Origin of the sequence: Acinetobacter sp. TWP2-2-3 (genome assembly GCF_049896445.1) — a bacterium.
Taxonomy (GTDB): Bacteria; Pseudomonadota; Gammaproteobacteria; order Pseudomonadales; family Moraxellaceae; genus Acinetobacter.
In genome coordinates, this window is the sequence record NZ_JAFCUI010000001.1 from 116,203 (window position 1) to 136,635 (window position 20,433).

The 20,433-nt window shown below is 44.4% G+C and carries 16 protein-coding genes and 1 tRNA gene; 12 read left to right on the top strand and 5 right to left on the bottom strand.

What is annotated here, in order from left to right:
• The 4 genes from ACP7AK_RS00570 (at position 1) to ACP7AK_RS00585 (ending at position 4,418) form a co-directional block, all read left to right on the top strand.
• Positions 1 to 906 (top strand): DUF58 domain-containing protein, encoded by a 906-nt coding sequence (locus ACP7AK_RS00570; protein ID WP_425878005.1) that lies wholly within the window; start codon positions 1 to 3, stop codon positions 904 to 906.
• 13 nt (positions 907 to 919) lie between these two features.
• A complete protein-coding gene (locus ACP7AK_RS00575; RefSeq protein WP_425878006.1) occupies positions 920 to 2,914 on the top strand; it encodes a transglutaminaseTgpA domain-containing protein in 1,995 nt (664 codons plus the stop codon).
• Between the two features lie 47 nt (positions 2,915 to 2,961).
• Positions 2,962 to 3,038, top strand: a tRNA-Val gene (locus tag ACP7AK_RS00580).
• A gap of 342 nt (positions 3,039 to 3,380) precedes the next feature.
• Positions 3,381 to 4,418: a metallophosphoesterase gene (locus ACP7AK_RS00585; protein WP_425878008.1), complete on the top strand. Its 1,038-nt coding sequence runs from the start codon at positions 3,381 to 3,383 to the stop codon at positions 4,416 to 4,418.
• 66 nt (positions 4,419 to 4,484) lie between these two features.
• Here ACP7AK_RS00585 and ACP7AK_RS00590 read toward each other — a convergent pair whose 3' ends face one another.
• A complete protein-coding gene (locus ACP7AK_RS00590) occupies positions 4,485 to 4,907 on the bottom strand; it encodes an OsmC family protein (protein WP_004280142.1) in 423 nt (140 codons plus the stop codon).
• Positions 4,908 to 5,054: 147 nt separating this feature from the next.
• On the opposite strand from ACP7AK_RS00590, the gene crp reads away from it, so the two are divergent.
• The 4 genes from crp (at position 5,055) to clpB (ending at position 10,325) form a co-directional block, all read left to right on the top strand.
• Entirely contained in the window at positions 5,055 to 5,762 is a 708-nt protein-coding gene (gene crp / locus ACP7AK_RS00595; protein ID WP_425878010.1) for a cAMP-activated global transcriptional regulator CRP, read from the top strand.
• Between the two features lie 173 nt (positions 5,763 to 5,935).
• Positions 5,936 to 6,985, top strand: coding sequence for an NADP(H)-dependent aldo-keto reductase (locus ACP7AK_RS00600; RefSeq protein ID WP_425878012.1), 1,050 nt, complete (start codon positions 5,936 to 5,938; stop codon positions 6,983 to 6,985).
• Positions 6,986 to 7,128: 143 nt separating this feature from the next.
• Positions 7,129 to 7,494, top strand: a complete 366-nt coding sequence (locus tag ACP7AK_RS00605; RefSeq protein ID WP_004646580.1) for an antitoxin Xre/MbcA/ParS toxin-binding domain-containing protein — start codon at positions 7,129 to 7,131, stop codon at positions 7,492 to 7,494.
• A gap of 251 nt (positions 7,495 to 7,745) precedes the next feature.
• The gene (gene clpB, locus ACP7AK_RS00610; protein ID WP_253174337.1) at positions 7,746 to 10,325 is read left to right on the top strand and encodes an ATP-dependent chaperone ClpB; all 2,580 of its coding nucleotides are present in this window, start codon (positions 7,746 to 7,748) and stop codon (positions 10,323 to 10,325) included.
• Positions 10,326 to 10,509: 184 nt separating this feature from the next.
• Here the strand turns inward: clpB and rlmKL are convergent, their stop codons facing one another.
• Positions 10,510 to 12,714 (bottom strand): bifunctional 23S rRNA (guanine(2069)-N(7))-methyltransferase RlmK/23S rRNA (guanine(2445)-N(2))-methyltransferase RlmL, encoded by a 2,205-nt coding sequence (rlmKL, locus tag ACP7AK_RS00615; RefSeq protein ID WP_071850358.1) that lies wholly within the window; start codon positions 12,712 to 12,714, stop codon positions 10,510 to 10,512.
• 232 nt (positions 12,715 to 12,946) lie between these two features.
• On the opposite strand from rlmKL, the gene ACP7AK_RS00620 reads away from it, so the two are divergent.
• The 4 genes from ACP7AK_RS00620 (at position 12,947) to ACP7AK_RS00635 (ending at position 17,451) form a co-directional block, all read left to right on the top strand.
• A complete protein-coding gene (locus tag ACP7AK_RS00620) occupies positions 12,947 to 13,291 on the top strand; it encodes a hypothetical protein (protein WP_425878015.1) in 345 nt (114 codons plus the stop codon).
• 224 nt (positions 13,292 to 13,515) lie between these two features.
• Positions 13,516 to 14,532 (top strand): aspartate carbamoyltransferase catalytic subunit, encoded by a 1,017-nt coding sequence (locus tag ACP7AK_RS00625; RefSeq protein WP_004730000.1) that lies wholly within the window; start codon positions 13,516 to 13,518, stop codon positions 14,530 to 14,532.
• A gap of 10 nt (positions 14,533 to 14,542) precedes the next feature.
• Entirely contained in the window at positions 14,543 to 15,778 is a 1,236-nt protein-coding gene (locus ACP7AK_RS00630; RefSeq protein ID WP_004280133.1) for a dihydroorotase, read from the top strand.
• A gap of 182 nt (positions 15,779 to 15,960) precedes the next feature.
• Positions 15,961 to 17,451 carry an OmpA family protein gene (locus ACP7AK_RS00635; RefSeq protein WP_425878018.1) on the top strand — a complete coding sequence of 497 codons (1,491 nt, stop codon included), beginning with the start codon at positions 15,961 to 15,963 and terminating at the stop codon, positions 17,449 to 17,451.
• A gap of 54 nt (positions 17,452 to 17,505) precedes the next feature.
• On the opposite strand, the gene ACP7AK_RS00640 is transcribed toward ACP7AK_RS00635, so the two are convergent.
• The 3 genes from ACP7AK_RS00640 to ACP7AK_RS00650 all read right to left on the bottom strand — a co-directional run bounded on the left by ACP7AK_RS00640 (position 17,506) and on the right by ACP7AK_RS00650 (position 20,360).
• Entirely contained in the window at positions 17,506 to 18,918 is a 1,413-nt protein-coding gene (locus ACP7AK_RS00640) for a short-chain fatty acid transporter (protein ID WP_004646585.1), read from the bottom strand.
• Positions 18,919 to 19,014: 96 nt separating this feature from the next.
• A complete protein-coding gene (locus ACP7AK_RS00645; protein WP_004646586.1) occupies positions 19,015 to 19,653 on the bottom strand; it encodes a CoA transferase subunit B in 639 nt (212 codons plus the stop codon).
• 2 nt (positions 19,654 to 19,655) lie between these two features.
• Positions 19,656 to 20,360, bottom strand: coding sequence for a CoA transferase subunit A (locus tag ACP7AK_RS00650; RefSeq protein ID WP_425878023.1), 705 nt, complete (start codon positions 20,358 to 20,360; stop codon positions 19,656 to 19,658).
• Positions 20,361 to 20,433: the final 73 nt, after the last annotated feature.

Below are 20,433 nucleotides of genomic sequence, written 5' to 3' on the forward strand. Positions count from 1 at the left end.
TTGGATAGAACCTGGCAAAAATGGCTGACCAAACGCTTTCAATTTTCACAGCAGAAACAGCTCTCACAGAAAGATGTTCTGGTGTTTATTTATCGGCAGGGCTATCTGTATCTTGTTTTGATCTTGATCACCTTTGTGGCCGGAGTGAATTATGCCAATAACTTGATTTTAGGTTTTTGTTTTTTAATCAGTGCCGTGCTGTGTGTTAGTTTCTATCTGACTTTCAAACAACTGCATGACTTGAAAATTGAATTAATTGCAGATGATATTGGTCAGGTAGGAAATAGCCTGAATCTACATTTTTATTTTCAACAGCAGCAGCTTCGTCCGCGATATGTATATATCAAGGCAGGAGATCAGATAGCAAAATTTTATCTGAATGCAGCAAAGCAGCAATTTATCCTGCCATTTTACACAGAGCAACGTGGCAAGTTTGATTACCCGATCATTCAGATTTATTCGGTTTATCCCTTTGGTCTGGTTCGAGCCTGGACCTATCTTTATCATCAACATTCTGCCTGGATTGCTCCTAAGGCTGAAGCTTTTACGGCTGAAAATAAATATTACTTTAATCGCTTTGAACCGGATATGGATGAGTTCCGTGAATTGCGCAATTACCAGTCAGGTGATTCCTTGCAGGCGGTGTCCTGGAAGCAGTTTGCGCGTGGACAAGGCCTGTATGTCAAAGTCTTTGAGCAATATGAGGATGAACACAGTATCGAGATTCATTATGCACATATGCCGAGTCAGTCACATGAAGAAAAACTTGAATTTGTGATGGGTCTGGTCGAGCAGTGCGAGCAGCAGCAATGTGCGTATAGTCTGCATTTGCCACAGGCCGAATTGCCTCAGGGCGCAGGTGAAGAACAACTGCGGAAAGCCAAACAATTGTTGGCGCAGGCCTAAGGCGGGTAAATTCATGATCAATGCAAAAATCCGTACCTCGATTGTGCTGACTTTGGGTCTGATTCTCATCGCCCAGATGGCATTTATTCCGGTTCTACTCAGTATTATTTTTGCGATTAGTATTGTATGTATTTGGATTTTCCTGAAACGTCAGCAGCCATTTCCCAAAACGGGCACTTTTCTACTGACGGCTTTGGCACTCGGCAGTATTTATTTGAGCCATCATAGTTTTATTGGTGTTGAGGCTGGGGTAGCAGTTTTATCTACTTTTTTATTTGCTAAATCACTGGAAAGTAAAAATAAACGTGACCTGATTATTCTGTTTAATTTTGCCCTGTTTGTTGCTGCCAGCTCATTCCTATATAGCCAATCTTTTGGGATGGCGATTGTGATCGTGCTGTGTTTAATCAGCTGTCTGATTGGTTTGTACCGGATTCAGACTAGCGATTTTGAGCAGGAGCAGATCACTCAGCGCGCAGCATTGCAACAGGATGCCAAACATGTGGGCAAGTTTATCTTGTACGCTGTTCCATTTTTTATCTTGCTGTTTATTTTCTTTCCGCGCTTGCCACCACTTTGGCATATTCCCATTCCTGAAAATAAGGGTGTGACCGGCATTGGCGATAGTATGTCACCTGGGGATATTGCTGAATTATCCCAATCCAGTGCCCTTGCTTTCCGGATTATTGGTGATATCAGCAAGCTTCCGCCACGCTCAGAACTCTATTGGCGAGCCTTGGTGCTAGATGAATATGATGGGCAACGCTGGACCAGCAGTTTCGTCAATCAGCAGCCTTTAATGCGACAACCGATGGATACTTCACCCGTACCTACAGGCTGGAACTACCAATATCTGGCTGCGGATCCTTCGGTGTTCTGGATCATGGGGTTGGAAAAATCGATACCTGTGGAACGCCGTTATTATAACCGTCAGGATTGGAGCATTGTGCCGAGACGGCTCACGCAACGTGTTGAACCGATTTCGTTACAATGGATCGGAACGGGATATGACCCTCAGGCTTTGCCAACGCAATATATCGAGCGAACGAATACTCAGGTGCAGCGCCGACTTGACCCGCGAGCGCAACAATTAGCACAACGTCTCTATACGCAAAGTGCGGAAGATCCTCGGCGTTATGTACAGAAAGTCTTGAACTGGTATCAGCAGAATAATTTTGTTTATACCTTAAAGCCGGGCCAATTAGGACAAAACCGGATTGATGAGTTCCTGTTTAATTCCCGGCAAGGCTTTTGTGAACACTATGCCTCGAGTTTCGTGATGCTGATGCGTTATGTCGGGATTCCTGCACGGGTCGTCACCGGCTATCAGGGTGGGGAGTTGGCACCAGATCGTATGAGCTGGGAAGTCCGACAGCTCGATGCGCATGCCTGGACAGAAGTCTGGATTGACCAGAAATGGCAACGCTTTGATCCAACCGCGATGATCGCTCCACAACGTATAGATGATGGCATGCAAAATCTGCTTTCTCAGGATGCATGGGTATCGGCAAATCAGTCGACCTGGAACTCGCAGCATAATCTATGGATCACCAAACTACGCGTTTGGAGCGATTATGCCAGCTACCAATGGCAAAGTAAGGTGGTGGGTTATAATGCAGAATCACAACAGAACTGGTTGTCAAAATTAGGCCTCGGTTCAGTTTATTCGAGTGTCATAATTTTGCTGGGCAGTATTGCGCTACTGATTTTGGCCTATATCTTCAGAATTTATCTAAAAGCCCGACAGGCGCAACCTCCATTTGATCGTGCGATTCAACAGCTGAATCAATCTCTAACTGATCATCTCAAAAAACAGCCTGCAGAAACTTTTCATCACTGGATGCAGCGTTTATCTCAACAGGTTCAGATTGAAAACCAGACTGCCTTTATTCAAGCTATACAGGTTTTTGAAAAAAATCTTTATTCGGGAACCCCAATAACTGAACAAGAATTGAAAAAATTCAAGGATTTGCTTAAAACTTGTGCGGACGTTTTAAAAACTAAATGAAAAGGCTTGTTTTCGGTCGGAAAAATTTATAATATGCCAAGCATTCTAGGTGTATAGCTCAGTTGGTTAGAGCGCTACGTTGACATCGTAGAGGTCTCCAGTTCGAGTCTGGATATACCTACCAAGATTCTAAAAGCTCATTCTAAGAATGGGCTTTTTTTATTACGCTATTGAAATGTAATTTTTTTTATTTCATAAGTATTTCAGCCTCCACTGAACTAAATATCAAATATAAAAATATCAGATCAAGCTCTTAAATATTCAAGCAGCATAGTCGGCATTTGCCAATACTTTTAAGAACAAGATAAGCGTCTTCATAAAAATTAAGCTCATGATTTCACTTAAACTTACAATACTGAATATTGATTTATTTAAATGATGATTCATTCTGTATTCAGATCTTCATAAATTTAAAGGATACTTATTAGGGATATATTCTGTTTTAGACTTAATTCAGGATGCATAAATGAAGTACTCATTTATACAGCAGGCTTTCACTGGTCCCGTGGACATCGTAGGGGATATTCATGGTGAGATTGCCGCGCTGGAACAACTGATCCAGGTATTAGGTTATGACCGGAATGGTCATCATCCAGAACAGCGCAAACTAATTTTTGTCGGTGATCTATGTGACCGGGGGCAAGACAGTGTTGCGGTGATCAAACGCGTCAAACAGCTGGTAGATGAAGGCTATGCACAATGTGTGATGGGTAATCATGAATTGAACCTATTGACCGATACTTTGCGGGAAGGCAATGGCTGGTTTTTTGGTTCACCGCATCAGGATGATCTGAAACCTTTTGATTCGATCCAAGCCTCAATCAAAGATCGACAATGGATTCTGGATTTTTTAAATAGCTTACCGTTGGCTTTGGAGTCGGAGCAGCTGCGTGTTGTACATGCCTGTTGGCATCAAGGATCAATTGATCAATTACGCAATTCTGGTTTTACTTCGCTTGGCGAAGCCTATGCTGATTTCGTTCAACATACAGCGCTGGATCTGCAAGCCTTAGGTATTAATGAATTCATCCAGATAGAACAGCAACGCTACCAACACCAGTTCAAAGACCCGGCTGCAACTTTACCTTTATTGCAACATCTCGCAGAAAAAGAGCTGCGTGAGCAAATGCACAATCCGATTCGGGTCATTACTTCTGGTGCGGAAAAAATCGCCTTAGAACCGATTTATGCCGGTGGAAGGTGGCGGATGATCGACCGCGTGCCATGGTGGGACAGCTATACCGACCAAATTCCAGTCATTACTGGACATTATTGGCGGAACTTTAAATCTACTGAAGAAAAAACCGGTTTACTCAAATCGATCGATGCACTGCAATGGTATGGACAGCAACAAAACGTATTTTGTGTGGATTATTCAGTGGGTAAACGCTATCTCGATCGTCAACAGGGTGTCGCGTTCAGACATCGACTCGGCGCCTTAAGATTTCCAGAAAATATCTTGAGCTTTGAAAATGGCAATCAGTATTCAGTTCAGCGGTTCTGAGAAAAGGCAATTTTCTGATACAAAAAAAGCAGCTTTTCCAGCCGCTTTTTTTACAGAATCTAGATTTTATTCTGCTTCGATTATTTCATAATCATGGGTGATTTCAACACCGCCATCAGACAGCATTTTGCTGGCAGAGCAATATTTTTCAGCAGAAAGTTCTACGGCTTTTGCGACCTGTTTCTCTTTAATCGCTTTGCCGGTCACTACAAAATGCAAGTGAATTTTCGTGAATACTGCCGGAATTGTATCTGCACGTTCAGCCTTTAATTCGCAGCGTACATCGGTAATATCCTGACGAGCCTTCTTTAAAATGGTAACAATATCAAAAGACGCACAACCGCCCAGACCCGTTAAAAGCAGTTCCATAGGACGGGGACCACGGTTTTCACCACCGTATTCAGCTGAACCATCCATGATAAGGCTATGACCACTTTGAGTTTTTGCTTCAAAAGCAACATTCTCTAACCAATGAACGCTTGTTTGCATTGCAACTACCTAAAAAAAGCTATAAATTTGTCAAGTAACTGTACACTAACATAAATTGGGTTGATACGGAATTTCAATCCCACTGTGTGACAAGTTCACATTAGGTCTTGTGCGATCTATAAATTATCCATAATCGGAACTGTTAGCATGACTTCAAACTTTTCACAATTAAGCACTGATGCGCTTTCTCCGGGGCAATTACCAGAATCCGTGAAAGCACTGTTAAAACGTGCATATATTAATCGTTATCCAAAACGTACCACGATCATTGATGCAGGATCAGAATCTAAATCTTTATATTTAATTCTGAAGGGGTCTGTATCTATCATTCTTCGTGAAGATGATGATCGTGAAATTGTCGTGGCTTATTTAAATGCGGGTGACTTCTTTGGGGAAATGGGTCTATTCGAGGTTAATCCACAACGTACTGCGGAAGTTCGTACGCGTGATGTGTGTGAAATTGCCGAAATTACCTATGAAAACTTTCACGAAATCAGCAAGCAATATCCTGATCTGAGCTATGCGGTATTTGCTCAATTAGTACGTCGTTTGAAAAATACCACACGTAAAGTCACTGATCTGGCATTTATTGATGTTTCAGGCCGGATTGCACGTTGCCTGATCGACCTGTCTTCACAGCCAGAAGCGATGATTTTGCCGAATGGCCGTCAGATTCGTATTACCCGTCAGGAAATTGGCCGTATTGTTGGCTGTTCCCGCGAAATGGTCGGACGTGTACTAAAAACCCTGGAAGAGCAGGGCATGATCGAAACCGATGGTAAAGCCATCCTGATCTTTGATGCTTCATTAGAAGAAGCATCTGAAGCAGTGGCAGATGTTGCCATAGACGAATAATCCAGATATTAAAAAGCAAATCTTCGGATTTGCTTTCTTTATGCGTCATTACTCAATACATAAAAATTTAGAACAAGCTTCTCAGAAAAGATGATTTAAGTCTCCCTTATAATTCCGATAGGCTATAGCCCACTTGATCTCAATTCACTGAATAAAATTCACAGGATGTTTTTATGCAATTCAGACCGTTGGCGGATACCGGCATTCTTTTGCCAGAAATTTGTTTGGGCACCATGACCTTTGGTGAGCAGAACACACAAGAACAGGCTTTTCAGCAACTGGATTATGCTTTAGATCAGGGAGTGTATTTCTGGGATACTGCGGAAATGTACCCGGTACCGCCAAAACCTGAAACGCAGGGTGCTACCGAGCGTATTATCGGGAACTGGATCGCTGCCCGTGGTGGCCGTGACAAACTTTTTTTAGCCTCAAAAATTGCCGGACCCTCGCAAGGTGGTAGCCATATCCGGGATGGTAAAACTCGTTTCGTTGCCGATGAAATTTCAGCAGCAATTGACCAGTCATTGTCACGCCTGCAAACGGATTATATTGACCTGTATCAGCTGCACTGGCCGCAACGCCCCACCAATTTCTTTGGCAAGCTGGGTTATGGCAATGCTGAAGCGGCAGAAGACCGTACCGTGACAGATCTCGAAGAAACCCTGACCGCCTTGCAGGATGAAATTAAAAAAGGCCGTATCCGTTATATTGGTCTTTCCAATGAAACCCCGTGGGGCACGATGAAATTTCTGCACCTCGCAGAGAAATTAGGTTTGTCCAAATTTGTCAGTGTACAAAACCCATATAACCTGCTGAACCGTACTTATGAAATCGGCATGTCAGAAATTGCCCATTATGAAGGTGTGGGCTTGTTGGCGTATTCACCTTTGGCATTTGGTTATCTGACCGGTAAATTCCGGCATGGTGCACGTCCTGCCAATGCGCGTGTAACACTGTTCTCCCGCTTTAGCCGTTATAGCAATCCGCAAAGTGAATGGGCAACCGAGCAATATGCCCAGCTGGCAGAACAGCATGGCTTAAGTCTTACCCAATTGGCTTTGGCCTTTATCAAGCAGCAGTTCTTTGTGACCAGTACGATTATTGGTGCCACCAATCTGGATCAGCTGAAAGAAAATATTCAGGCATTTGAAATTGATCTGTCTGAGGAAATACTGAAAGGTATTGAGGCAATTCACCGTCAGCAACCGAATCCGGCACCATAATCATGGTGTTGTTATTTTAAAGCACCCTCCAAGCGAGGGTGTTTTAATTTTATGAGAAATTAAATTTGATGATAAACAACATGGCCGGAAAACAATAAAAGCAGCATAATCGAAATAAGACGCATCAAGATGATTTGATAAAAATGAATAGTGAAACAGGTATTTCTAAATCCCAAGTATTAGCTATAGCAGTATTCAACTTAGCTGAGCAGTTGCAACTGAAAGAATTCGAACTTGCATTGATTCTGGGTTTATCTGAGGCGGAATTATCTCTGGTTATAAATGAAAAAGAATTAGAACCAGATACTACAGCAGGCGAAAAAGCTATAGCTTTAGTAAATATCTATCAAAAGTTATTTAGCTTGCATGGTGGAGACTTGAGCTGGATGCGCCATTTTATCAATTCACCTAACAAGCTTTTGAATCATCAAACGCCAAGATCCTTGATGCAAACAGAACATGGTTTGAGTGAAGTATTGCGATTACTAGGAAGGTTGCAACCGTACTAAAAATATCTCTCTATTCTCTACTAAGCTGAAAAATAGCAGAGTAAATTAAATAAAATATGAATTGTTTATCTTCACCTTAAAAATTCTTCTAACCTCACTTGAAATATGATTTGATTACACCAATATTATTATTAAAGACTGTCTAAATGTTTATATTAAGTTTTTGAAAAATATATAAAAATGATTTGAAATTTTATCAAGTGCACCCATATATCCATCAAGTAGAAAATTTGTTGTGAGGAATAACAAGAATGCGTTTTGAAAAATTTACCAATCGCCTGCAGCAAACCCTTTCCGATGCACAATCGCTGGCCATGAGTAAGGATCATACCTCCATTGATGGGATCCATATCTTGGCCACCTTGATGGATGAAGCATCCAATGTCAGCCTGCTGCAACAGGCCGGTGCTAATCTGCGTGAGCTACAAACCAAGCTGCAAACAGCATTGAGCAATGCGGCAACCCTGACCAATCCATCAGCAGATGTCAACCTTAGTCCTGAAGCGGCAAAAGTATTGCATCTGGCAGACAGCTTTGCGCAAAAAGCCGGAGATGAGTTTCTATCTACGGATTGGGTGCTGTTGGCGTTGGCTGAAACCGGAAATACCAAAACTTTATTAAATAGTGTTGGCGTAAAGGCAGAAACTTTAGGTCAAGTGATTAATCAATTTCGAGGCGATGAAAAAGTCATGAGCAATAATCATGAAGATCAGCGTGATTCACTGAATAAGTACACCATTGATTTAACTGAACGTGCGTTGGCAGGCAAGCTTGATCCTGTGATTGGCCGTGATGATGAAATCCGCCGTACTATTCAGGTTCTGTCACGTCGTACTAAAAACAACCCGGTACTCATTGGTGAGCCAGGGGTAGGTAAAACTGCAATCGTCGAAGGTCTGGCGCAGCGGATTATTAATGGTGAAGTGCCTGAAGGACTCAAAGGGAAACGTGTTTTATCTCTAGATCTGGGTTCTTTGCTGGCCGGTGCCAAATACCGCGGTGAGTTTGAAGAGCGCTTAAAAGCCGTTCTGAAAGATATTGCCAAACACGAAGGCGAAATCATCCTGTTTATCGACGAGTTGCATACCCTGGTGGGTGCTGGTAAAGGTGATGGCGCGATGGATGCCGGCAATATGCTTAAACCTGCGCTGGCCCGTGGCGAACTGCGCTGTGTCGGTGCCACCACACTGGATGAATATCGTCAGTATATTGAAAAAGATGCAGCGCTGGAACGTCGTTTCCAGAAAGTGCTGGTGGATGAGCCAAGCGTGGAAGATACCATTGCGATTCTGCGTGGTCTGAAAGATCGCTATGCGACCCATCACGGGGTACAGATTCTGGATTCAGCCATTATTGCTGCTGCGAAAATGTCACACCGTTATATCACCGACCGTCAGTTGCCGGATAAAGCCATTGACCTGATTGATGAAGCAGCATCGCGCATCAAAATGGAACTCGATTCTAAGCCAGAAGCTTTAGATAAACTGGAACGCCGTCTGATTCAGTTAAAAATGCAGCTGGAAGCGGTGAAAAAAGATGAAGACTCAGGTGCCAAAGCTGAGATTCAATACTTGTCCGATCAGATCGCCACAGTTGAAAAAGAGTATCATGACCTGGAAGAAGTCTGGCGTGCAGATAAAGCGCTGGTCGAAGGCAATAAAGACGTACAGATCAAACTGGATCAGGCACGTACAGCACTTGAAAAAGCGCAACGTGAAGGTGATCTGGGCGAGGCCGCGCGTTTGCAATATGGCGTGATACCAGAGTTGCAAAAGCAGCTTGAACTGGCTGAAAAAGCCGATGAGAGCGCAACGCCAAAATTGCTGCGTAACAAAGTCACCGACAATGAAATTGCTGAAGTAGTGAGTGCTGCGACCGGTATTCCGGTTGCGAAAATGCTGCAAGGCGAGCGTGACAAATTGCTACATATGGAAGAATTCCTGCATAACCGTGTAGTAGGGCAAGATGAAGCCGTGGTGGCGGTATCCAATGCAGTACGCCGTTCACGTGCCGGTCTGTCAGATCCGAACCGTCCAAGTGGGTCATTCCTGTTCCTGGGGCCAACGGGTGTCGGTAAAACAGAATTGACCAAAGCCTTGGCGAATTTCCTGTTTGACAGCGACGATGCCATGGTGCGTATCGATATGTCAGAATTTATGGAAAAACATTCGGTGAGCCGTTTGGTTGGTGCGCCTCCGGGCTATGTCGGTTATGAAGAAGGTGGGGTGCTTACTGAAGCCGTACGTCGTAAACCGTATAGTGTGATCTTGTTTGATGAAGTCGAAAAAGCGCATCCGGACGTATTTAACATCTTGCTACAGGTACTAGATGATGGCCGTTTAACTGACTCGCAAGGCCGGGTAGTGGACTTTAAAAACTCTGTGATCGTCATGACTTCGAACCTGGGTTCGCAGGATGTACGTGAATTGGGCGGTAATGCCACTAAAGAAGAAGTCCGTACGGTGGTGATGAATGCGGTATCGGAACATTTCCGTCCGGAATTTATCAACCGTATTGATGAACTGGTAGTGTTCCATGCGCTGGAAAAAGACCAGATTCGCGGTATTGCCGATATCCAGTTGGACCGTTTACGTCAACGTCTGGCAGAACGCGATATGCGCTTGTCGGTAGATGACAGCGCTTTCGATCAGCTGATCGAGGCCGGTTTTGATCCATTGTATGGAGCACGTCCACTGAAACGTGCAATCCAGCAGCGGATTGAAAATGGTCTGGCGCAGAAAATCCTGGGCGGAGAATTCCAGCCGGGCGATACCATTCTGGTGAAAGCTGAAGCAGGTGAGTTAATCTTTGAAAAAATGAAACTTAACTAAACCGCTTCTCCTTGCAACAAAAAACCCAGCCTAGGCTGGGTTTTTTTAATCTTATTTTTAACTTCGAGCATTGCAACACTTTTGTATTCTTGTTGCGGCGAGCTTTAAAGCATGGCTTAAAACTCAGCTCAGGGAAAATAAAGAAGATATCAATCGTGATAAAGACAGTTAATTCATCATCAAATTACACTTGCGGATGACGGATTTTCCAGGCACGGTGAATCTTTTGATTCCGCTTGAAGTCAGGTCCAATGGTTTCCTGGGTAATTTCTTCAACATCAAAGAAGGCCAGAATTTCTTCATCCATCTCAAAACCACGATAGTTATTTGAGAAATACAAGGTACCATCAGTGGTTAAGCGGTTCATCGCACGTTTTAACAGGGACAAATGGTCGCGCTGTACGTCAAAGGTCCCGTAGAATTTCTTCGAGTTTGAGAAGGTTGGTGGGTCGATAAAGATCAGCTCATATTGCTCATGACCTTCTTTTAGCCATTCGAAACAGTCAGAGGCAAAGAACTGATGCTGTTCATCCGCATGATCCACGGTTAAGCCGTTCAGAACAAAATTTTCTTTAGACCAGTTCAAATAAGTATTCGACAGATCGACGCTGGTTGTACTTGCAGCACCACCCAAAGCAGCATGTAAACTTGCCGTTGAGGTATAGCTGTACAGGTTCAGGAAGTGTTTACCTTTTGCTTCACGTGCAATACGTAAACGCATTTGACGGTGATCCAGAAACAGACCGGTATCCAGATAATCGGTCAGGTTGACCAGAATCTTGGCTTGACCTTCCTGAACGATAAAACGCTTGGATGCTGTACTTTGTTTGGTGTACTGGTTTTTACCTTCCTGACGTGCACGGGTCTTGATAAAGATCGCATCACGGCCCAAACCGGTCACGGCACGAATGGCCTGTAAGGCCAGGTTGAAACGTTTTTTGGCTTTTTCCGGATCAATAGTTTTAGGTGGCGCATATTCTTGTACATGCAAACGCTCGCCATACAGATCTACTGCGACGTTAAAATCAGGTAAATCTGCATCATAGAGACGTAAACAATGGATCTGTTCCTTGACTGCCCATTTTTTTAGAGCTTGCATATTTTTGGTCAGACGGTTGGCAAACTCCATCGCACCTTCAATCGGTTCAAACTGCTGAGGCTGCCAGCTTTCTAGGAATGGACGTACCACTGCGGCCGGTTTAACCGTACCGAAGCGGATATAGATCGGCAATTTACCATTCATCAAACGCAGGATTTGCGGATCATTAAAGGCCAGCACATCGGCCTGTTCCACTTGGGAGGCAATCACAGCCGCTTTTTGATTCGGGAAATTCTTTTGCAATAAAGCCGATAAACCCAGGTATAAAGAACGGTTTTGCGCTTTATCGCCGAGACGTTCGCCATATGGCGGGTTGGTCACGAAGAATACTTTCTTGCCTTCTGCATGGAAATCAGGCCAGTCATTTAAAGTCCGTTCTTCGATCATGATATTGTCGAGAGCAGCTTCAAAACCCGCCGCGATAATATTTTGTCTGGTGGCTTTAACCGCTTCCCAGTCCGCATCGAAAGCATAGAATTGTGGTAATGGATTTTCCATTGCCGCTTGATGACGTTCAGCAGCTTCGGCCTTGATGCTCATCCACAGTTCATGGTCATGGCCATTCCAGCCATTAAAACCGAAACGACGGACCAGACCCGGTGCACGGTCGGTCAAAATCATTAGGGATTCAATAATAAAGGTACCTGAACCACACATTGGATCGACAATGATGTCCGGATTAATCTGTTTAAGCTGGCCTTTTTGCAGAATCGCAGCAGCCAGGTTTTCCTTAATCGGTGCATCAGTCATGAAACGGCGATAACCGCGTTTATGCAAAGAGTCACCAGACAGGTCGAGGCAGTAAGTATGTTCTTTCTTGCCTGCCAGAATATACATGGTGATTTCTGGCTGTTTGGTGTCAATGCTTGGACGTTTGCCTACCGCTTCCATAAAGGAATCTACGACACCATCTTTGGCACGTAAAGTCGCAAACTGGGTATTGACCTTGATATCACGTTCGACATGCAAACGAATCGCAAAGGTACTTTGTGGTGCAAAAATCAGCGACCAGTCAAAGCTGAGAGCCCCTTCATAGAGTTCTTCTGCCACATCACGGGCATCATGAGAAAATTCAATTTCATGCGTGTGGATCGGCATCAAGACACGTGAAGCCAGACGTGACCACATGCAGATACGATAAGCATTTTCCAGTGTACCTTTAAAGGTTAAACGGCCCGGAAAACGCTCAATATTCTGAACACCTAAGCCTTGTATTTCTTCTTCTAATAAGGTTTCCAGACCATCGGCACAGGTGACCCAATAATTGCTTAAACGTGGAGAGGTATTCATATAATAGAGAGACCAAAAAAGATAAATAAAAAACTGCGCTAAGTTTACCGTATTTTTATATTGAAAGCTTTTGAAATTCTCTGAAAGGCCGTGGCATGTGATAGAGAAAAATAATATTCACACTATAAATTGAGGAACTGGTACGCATTTTGCTCTATACATGGCAAATCAGGCGGTCAGTCGATGGGGAGCGATGGCTGCCTGATTTTTCAATTTTATAATGGGGGTTAAGATGTTAGAGAATCAGTTACGCAACCATGACGCTTTTTCAGTGGCCACTTTAATTTATGCACGTTTACGACGGGTTACCGGTCGGGTAATTGATGCAATTTATCTGGCAGAGAACCTGGATTATGCCCGGCATGTGATTCAACTGGCAGAGCAAACCCAGGATCCAGATTTGAATCATCTGATCCAGCGCCTCAAAATGGTACTGGAGATTTCTGAAACAGCACAAGATTCACCAACAGAATCTGCACACCCGATCCAGCAGGAAGGGCTGATCTCGGTCGAACCGGATGAAGACGATATCTATCGTGCACAGGTGTCACATCGGTATATTGGTGCACTGCGTTAAACCTGAGATGGGTGTGAATGCTCCAGACTGAAGCGCCCGTTGGTTTTGTACTTAAAATCAGCAAGATGCAAATCGGGTTAAATTATCTTATTGAAAAAATACAAAGGAATCTAATTTTTTATTTTTATTGTTCAGATGCTTTTTGTACAAGTAGCAGCGTGGCCAACTATAAAAATTCGCCAATCTCTGTATAATATGTTGACTTAACGCATAAGGAATCTCTCATGCACTTGGCGGCATTGCATACACCGAGCCAGATTCAACTCAATAAAGAAGGTAATCTAAAACACTTCTTGACCATCGAAGGTCTTTCTAAAGAAACCCTGACAAAAATATTGGACACTGCACAGTCCTTTTTTAATGACCAAAATCAGCTGATCACCAATAATTTGCTTGAAGGCAAAACAGTGATGAACCTGTTCTTCGAAAATTCTACCCGTACCCGTACCACCTTTGAAGCCGCTGCCAAGCGCCTTTCTGCCAATGTTCTCAATATCGATATTGCCCGTTCGAGTACTTCTAAAGGTGAAACCCTGCGTGACACCTTATGGAATCTGGAAGCCATGGCGGCCGATATTTTCGTGGTACGTCATTCATCTTCAGGGGCAGCGCATTTTATTGCCAAAGATGTTTGTCCAACCGTGGCAATTATTAATGCCGGTGATGGCCGTCATGCGCATCCGACTCAAGCGATGCTGGACATGCTGACCATTCGCCGTGAAACCAAGAAAAAATTCGAAGAAATGTCGATTGCCATTATTGGCGATATCAAGCATTCACGTGTCGCGCGTTCAGATGTGGCTGCCTTGCAAACTTTAGGTTGCCAGGATATCCGGGTGATTGCACCGAATACCTTGCTGCCATTGGGTTTTGAAGAATATGGCGATGGTGTTCGTCTATTTAACAATATGGAAGACGGCATCAAAGACTGCGACGTGATCATTACCTTACGTATTCAGAACGAGCGTATTGATTCTCCGGCACTTGCCTCGCAAGCAGAGTTCTACAAAATGTATGGCTTGAATAAAGAACGTCTTGCCATGGCCAAACCGGATTGTATCGTGATGCATCCGGGACCAATGAACCGCGGCGTTGAAATCGACTCAAGTATTGCGGATGGTCCGCAATCTGTGATTTTGAAGCAGGTGACCAATGGTATTGCCGTGCGTATGGCGGTGTTGGCTTTATCGATGCAAGGTCAGTTACAAGAACAAGGTTTGATTGAAGCGATTGCGGGTTAAGGAATAAGTCATGACTATTGTAAAAATTGAAAATGTCCGTGTTCTTGATCCCATCCAAAACACTAATTCTATCCAGACCGTGTATCTGGAAAATGGAAAATTCGTTGCAGAAACAGCAGACGTCTCTGAAACGATTGATGGTCAAGGCAAATGGTTAATGCCAACCATGGTCGATTTGTGTGCGCGTTTACGTGAACCGGGTCAACAGCAACACGGTACGCTTAAGTCTGAAGGAAAAGCGGCACGTGAAAATGGCATTTTGCACGTATTTACGCCACCCGATTCAAAGCCAATCGTACAAGATAATGGTGCGCTGATTCACGGTCTGGTCGAAAAAGCCATGCTGGATGGTGGGATCTATCTTCAAGTGATTGGTGCGCAAACCCAAGGCTTAAATGGTCAACAACCGGCAAATATGGCGGGCTTGAAAAAGGGCGGTTGTACTGCGGTTTCCAATGCCAGTGCGCCGTTTGCCAATGATGATGTGGTACTGCGTACCCTTGAATATGCTGCAGGCTTAGACCTGACGGTGGTGTTCTATGCGGAAGAACCACAAATTGCCAAAGACGGCTGTGTGCATGAAGGGTTTATTGCATCACGTCAGGGCTTGCCGATGATTCCGGCACTGGCTGAAACCGTGGCGATTGCCAAATATCTGTTGATGATTGAATCAACCAAAGTACGAGCACACTTTGGTCTGTTGTCTTGTGGTGCTTCGGTGGAATTGATCCGTATTGCCAAGGAAAAAGGCTTACCGGTGACCTGTGATGTGGCCATGCATCAGTTACATTTAACTGATCATTTGATTGATGGATTTAACTCTCTTGCACATGTGCGTCCACCGCTTCGTTCTGAACAGGACAAAGAATTACTGCGTCAGGGTGTAAAATCAGGTGTGATTGATGCGATTTGTACTCATCATGAACCGCTAAGCAGCTCTGCGAAAATGGCGCCGTTTGCTGAAACGCAGCCAGGTTTCACTGCTTTTGATACCTATGTGCCTTTTGGTCTGCAACTGATTCGTGAGGGGTTGTTGACTCCACTGGAATGGGTGGAAAAAGTGACCCTAGCTCCGGCTCGTGTTGCACAAATGGCAGATCGATGGATAAATGAATCAGGCTGGGTGCTGCTAGATCCGGAACTGGAATGGACCCTGAATAAAGAAAGCATCGTGTCACAAGGTAAAAATACCCCGCTCATTAATCAAAAAGTGCTGGGTAAAGTGGTTCAAACTTTTGCTGCTTAAATGATCCCAATTTTATAAAAGTCAGCTTCGACTGGCTTTTTTTATTTTTTAAATTTTGTGTTGGTAAAATGAGTACTCAACAAAAACAGTGAAACTTTATGATATTCATACAATTATTTACATTTTCAAAAAATGGGGATCGTTACACTGATTAAATATTAAACATTAGAAAAATCAAAAGAATGGTGACGATTATGAATATAGACTTTATAGAACGCTTAAAAAGCGATGTTACGGCGATTGTGCTTCAAGGTGAAACCGAGCATTTATTTGCCAAAGATCAAGCTTTGGCTCAATTCCATCCCATATTTTTAAGTATATTGCGTGCACGTCCCGCCTGGATTGAGAATCTTGGTCAGCAACTTAATCCAAAAATTCATGAATTATTCAATGCAAATCCGGCACTCAAGCAGCAGTTTCTGGATCAAGTGGATCAGAGCGCGCCACAAGATGAAATAGAGCATACCTTGAACCGGTCAATTGTACCGACTATGAATTTTTTACAGACCGAAGCGGGTGCTTCAAGTCCGGAAGCGATTAGCCATTTGCTGGAAACCCACGCCGATTCGATTCAGCGCGCATTACCCGTTTGGGCTGGACCTATTCTGGCAGCGCTAGGAGTTTCACCCTTGGCAGGGCAAAATTTAAATCAGGAGCCTGTATTGGCGGAGCAGACCATCATTGTTCAGGAAGAAAGAAAAACCGGCTTTTTATGGCCGTTTATTATTTTTCTGATCCTGGCGGGTTTGATCCTGTTTTTGGTTCGTAGCTGCATGCAGGATGATGTTGAAGATTCAAATACCCAAGCGACCAGTGAAGTTGCTGCAGCTCAGCCTGCATCCTTGCGATTAAGTACAGGCAGTAATGGCGAAATTGTCAGTTGTCAATTACAGCTGAATAATCCGCAGTATATGGAAATTTTGCAAAACGAGATCAAACAGATCTTTAATTATAATATTGGTTGTGGGGCGCTGAGCAGTGAGGTTTATCATTCAGAATTTATTGATCAGGATACTATTCCGACTGTGTTGAGAACAATGCAGGGAATGCCAAATGTGTCACTTGACTGGATTGGCAATCAGGTTTCAGTGCGTGCAGCAACCAATGCAGAGGCCGAGCGTCTGGCAGCACAAATTCGTAGTCTGGCCAAAAATGTCACAGTGGTGACCCAGCAGCCGCTCAATAGAAGTGACGTGATTAATACCGCCAATAGTGAGGCAGAACAAGCCTTGGCCAGTATCAAGACCGATAATGTTAAAGCGCTGGATGTGGCGACTGCACTGAATTTACAGATCATTAATTTTGATACGGCATCGACTGAAGTTCCCGAGGTCAATAAATTGGTGCTGGATCAGGCTGCTGCATTATTGCAACGAGCACCGCATGTCATTCTGAAGGTTACAGGACATGCCGATGCTCAGGGTAGTGAAGCAGAAAATAAGGTGCTGTCTGTGCAACGAGCTCAAGCGATTACCAGTTATCTCGTTGGAAAAGGGGTCAATCCTGCACAGTTACAGGCAGTTGGCATGGGAGAGGATCAGCCGGTTGAACCCAATGCCACACCTGCCGGACAGTTTCAGAATCGTCGCGTGACCTTTGAGGTCGTGAATACCGAAACGGGAATTGTACGTGAAGTAGATGATGAAGGTGTAGTTGAGAAGACAGGAAATTAAGAGAGCGGCCTAAATAAAAAAGGACGAATTTTCGTCCTTTTTTATTATCTTAAATTAAGAAAATACCGGCGGGCTATAAGTCAATGTCCGACCAAGGAACCACAGCAGGAACAGTACCAAAGGCAGATGGAAAATCAGCTGGGTCACCGTAAATCCAATCACATCTTTGGCTTTTAATTTCAGGATACCCAACATCGGAAGCATAAAGAATGGATTAATCAGATTCGGCAAGGCTTCTGCCGCATTATAAATCTGTACCGACCAGCCCAGATGCACTTTCAGGTCATGCGCAGCCTGCATCACATAGGGCGCTTCGATAATCCATTTCCCTCCGCCAGAAGGAATAAAGAAACCCAGAATCGCCGAATATAAGCCCATCACAATGGCAAAGGTTTCCTGCGAGGCAATGGAAACAAAGAACTCGGCAATGTAATGTGACAATGACAGATCGGCCGGGTTTAGCGCATTGGTCATCATAAAGGCAATACTGCCATACAGCGGAAACTGGATCAGTACCCCAGAAATGGCGGGTACGGCTTTGGATACCGCATTCAGGAAATTTCGCGGTGTACCGTGTAAGGCCACGCCCAAAATCAGGAAGATAAAGTTATAGGTATTTAAGCTGGAAATGGCCAGAATCGGATTGCTTTTGGAAAATTCGTTAAACATCCAGACTGCGCCCAGAATCACAATCAGAATGCTTAAAATGGGTGAATTTTCCAGCCAATCCCCCGGTCTTTTTTCGGCAGATACTTCCGGTTTTTCTTCTTCAATCTGAATCGGGAAGTGCTCAATGGTTTTAATGTCAGACCCTTTAGGTGCTGACCAGTAAGCAATCGCAATTGAAGCTACAATCAGTACCGCCGTCATGATCATGGATTGCGGCAGGAAAATGGTTTCGGTAAATGGAATCACGCCCGTCAGATTATAAATCGGTTCAGGCAGACTGCTTTTATTGGCCTGTAACTGTGCAGCTGAAGAACTGATGCCCAGTGCCCAGGTCGCACCCATCCCGATAATCGCGGCAGCCGCAGCAGCGCGGTAATCCATGTTAAGCTCTTTACGCTGTGCCAGTGCAATCACTAGGAGTGCAGTCAGTACAGTACTCATGGCCCAATTAATCAGAGAAATTAACAGGCTGACCGTGGCGACCAGGACAATCGCACCACGACCGGAATGTGGCAGGCGCGCCATTTTCTGGATCAGAAGCTGGACAGGCTTAGATACGGAAACCACATAACCGACCACGATCAGCATGCACATCTGCAAGGTAAAGGGAATCAGGCTCCAGAAGCCGTCTCCAAAGGAAATCGCGACATCCTGTGCGGGTGCACCAATTCCGATGGCGGCAATCGCCACAATGATGACGCCAAGCAGGGCAAAAATATAAGAATCCGGAAACCATTTTTCAGACCAGTCGCTGACGCGCAAGGCGAAGCGCTGCAAAATATTTTGTTGAGTTTGCATGATTAAAATCCATTTATTCTGCGATTATTATTTTGAAATGAAACAGCTATATATAAAAAAGCCCTTAAGATGCTTCATTCTTAAGGGCTGGCTGGATCAGGCAGCGTTACGTAGTAGCGCTACCCCCGTGACTTTTTGAATCTCTTCAAAACTGACCTCTGGTGCCAGTTCAACCAGTCGAATTCCATCAGGAGTAACATCCAGTACACCGAGATCGGTAATAATCCGGTTCACCACAGCCTGGCCGGTCAGCGGCAGACTACATTCTGGAACTATCTTAGGTGTACCATCTTTGGCGCAGTGTTCCATCAAGACCACGACCTTTTGTACACCCGCGACCAGATCCATGGCACCGCCCATGCCTTTGACCTTTTTGCCTGGAATCATCCAGTTGGCCAGATCACCAGTTTCGGACACTTCCATAGCACCCAGAATGGCAATATTGACATGACCGCCACGGATCATGGCAAAGGAGTCGGCACTTGAGAAAAATGAAGCACCTTTACGCGCGGTAACCGTCTGTTTACCGGCATTGATCAGGTCGGCATCCACTGTCTCCTCGGTTGGAAATTCGCCAATCCCCAGCAGGCCATTTTCCGACTGCAGCCAGACATTGATATTTTCCGGAATATAGTTCGCGACTAGCGTCGGCAGGCCAATCCCTAGATTGACGTAGAAACCATCTTCAAGCTCTTGTGCCGCGCGCTGCGCCATTTCATTACGTGTCCAAGCCATGATCAAGCCTCCGCCTTTAAAGTCATCTGTTCAATACGTTTTTCCGGTTGAGCATTCAGGACTATCCGGTTCACATAAATTCCCGGAAGATGGATTTCGTCCGGATCCAGCACGCCAATTTCGACAATCTCTTCGACTTCAGCAATGGTAATTTTGCCGGCCATGGCACAGACCGGATTAAAGTTCTGGGCGGTTTTACGGAAAATCAGGTTACCGGCTTTATCGGCCTTATAGGCTTTAACCAAGGCGACATCAGCAATTAAAGACTCTTCCAGGATATATTTCTTGCCCTTAAATTCACGTTCATCCTTACCTTCAGCAATCACGGTTCCGACACCCGTCGCCGTATAAAAAGCCGGAATACCGGCACCGCCAGCACGTAATTTTTCTGCCAAAGTCCCTTGTGGAGTAAGTTCAACTTCCAGTTCGCCATTTAAATATTGACGTTCGAATTCCTTATTTTCACCGACATAAGAGGAAATCATTTTTTTAATCTGTTTGGTTTCCAGCAGAAGTCCGAGACCGAAGCCGTCTACGCCGGCATTGTTGGAAATACAGGTGAGTTGCTTAGCACCTGTTTCTTTTAAAGCTGCGATCAAAGCTTCCGGAATACCACATAGGCCAAAACCACCAACGGCCAGGGTATGACCATCTTGCACCACATCCTTTAAGGCGGATTGAGCGCTGTCATAAACCTTGTTTGACATCTTGTCACCTCTATTATTGTTGTAGCAGACTTCAATCTGCTGCTTATATCCTTATGGTTTGCTTAAGAGCATT

What these genes read in the sequence shown, in the direction of transcription:
- ACP7AK_RS00605 (WP_004646580.1), top strand. Translation starts at nt 7,129, where the DNA reads ATGAATAGTGAAACAGGTATTTCTAAATCCCAAGTATTAGCTATAGCA.
- ACP7AK_RS00645 (WP_004646586.1), bottom strand. Translation starts at nt 19,653, where the DNA reads ATGGCTTGGACACGTAATGAAATGGCGCAGCGCGCGGCACAAGAGCTT.
- ACP7AK_RS00585 (WP_425878008.1), top strand. Translation starts at nt 3,381, where the DNA reads ATGAAGTACTCATTTATACAGCAGGCTTTCACTGGTCCCGTGGACATC.
- ACP7AK_RS00620 (WP_425878015.1), top strand. Translation starts at nt 12,947, where the DNA reads ATGTTAGAGAATCAGTTACGCAACCATGACGCTTTTTCAGTGGCCACT.
- ACP7AK_RS00635 (WP_425878018.1), top strand. Translation starts at nt 15,961, where the DNA reads ATGGTGACGATTATGAATATAGACTTTATAGAACGCTTAAAAAGCGAT.
- ACP7AK_RS00640 (WP_004646585.1), bottom strand. Translation starts at nt 18,918, where the DNA reads ATGCAAACTCAACAAAATATTTTGCAGCGCTTCGCCTTGCGCGTCAGC.
- ACP7AK_RS00590 (WP_004280142.1), bottom strand. Translation starts at nt 4,907, where the DNA reads ATGCAAACAAGCGTTCATTGGTTAGAGAATGTTGCTTTTGAAGCAAAA.
- ACP7AK_RS00630 (WP_004280133.1), top strand. Translation starts at nt 14,543, where the DNA reads ATGACTATTGTAAAAATTGAAAATGTCCGTGTTCTTGATCCCATCCAA.
- clpB (WP_253174337.1), top strand. Translation starts at nt 7,746, where the DNA reads ATGCGTTTTGAAAAATTTACCAATCGCCTGCAGCAAACCCTTTCCGAT.
- ACP7AK_RS00650 (WP_425878023.1), bottom strand. Translation starts at nt 20,360, where the DNA reads ATGTCAAACAAGGTTTATGACAGCGCTCAATCCGCCTTAAAGGATGTG.
- ACP7AK_RS00575 (WP_425878006.1), top strand. Translation starts at nt 920, where the DNA reads ATGATCAATGCAAAAATCCGTACCTCGATTGTGCTGACTTTGGGTCTG.
- ACP7AK_RS00625 (WP_004730000.1), top strand. Translation starts at nt 13,516, where the DNA reads ATGCACTTGGCGGCATTGCATACACCGAGCCAGATTCAACTCAATAAA.
- crp (WP_425878010.1), top strand. Translation starts at nt 5,055, where the DNA reads ATGACTTCAAACTTTTCACAATTAAGCACTGATGCGCTTTCTCCGGGG.
- ACP7AK_RS00600 (WP_425878012.1), top strand. Translation starts at nt 5,936, where the DNA reads ATGCAATTCAGACCGTTGGCGGATACCGGCATTCTTTTGCCAGAAATT.
- rlmKL (WP_071850358.1), bottom strand. Translation starts at nt 12,714, where the DNA reads ATGAATACCTCTCCACGTTTAAGCAATTATTGGGTCACCTGTGCCGAT.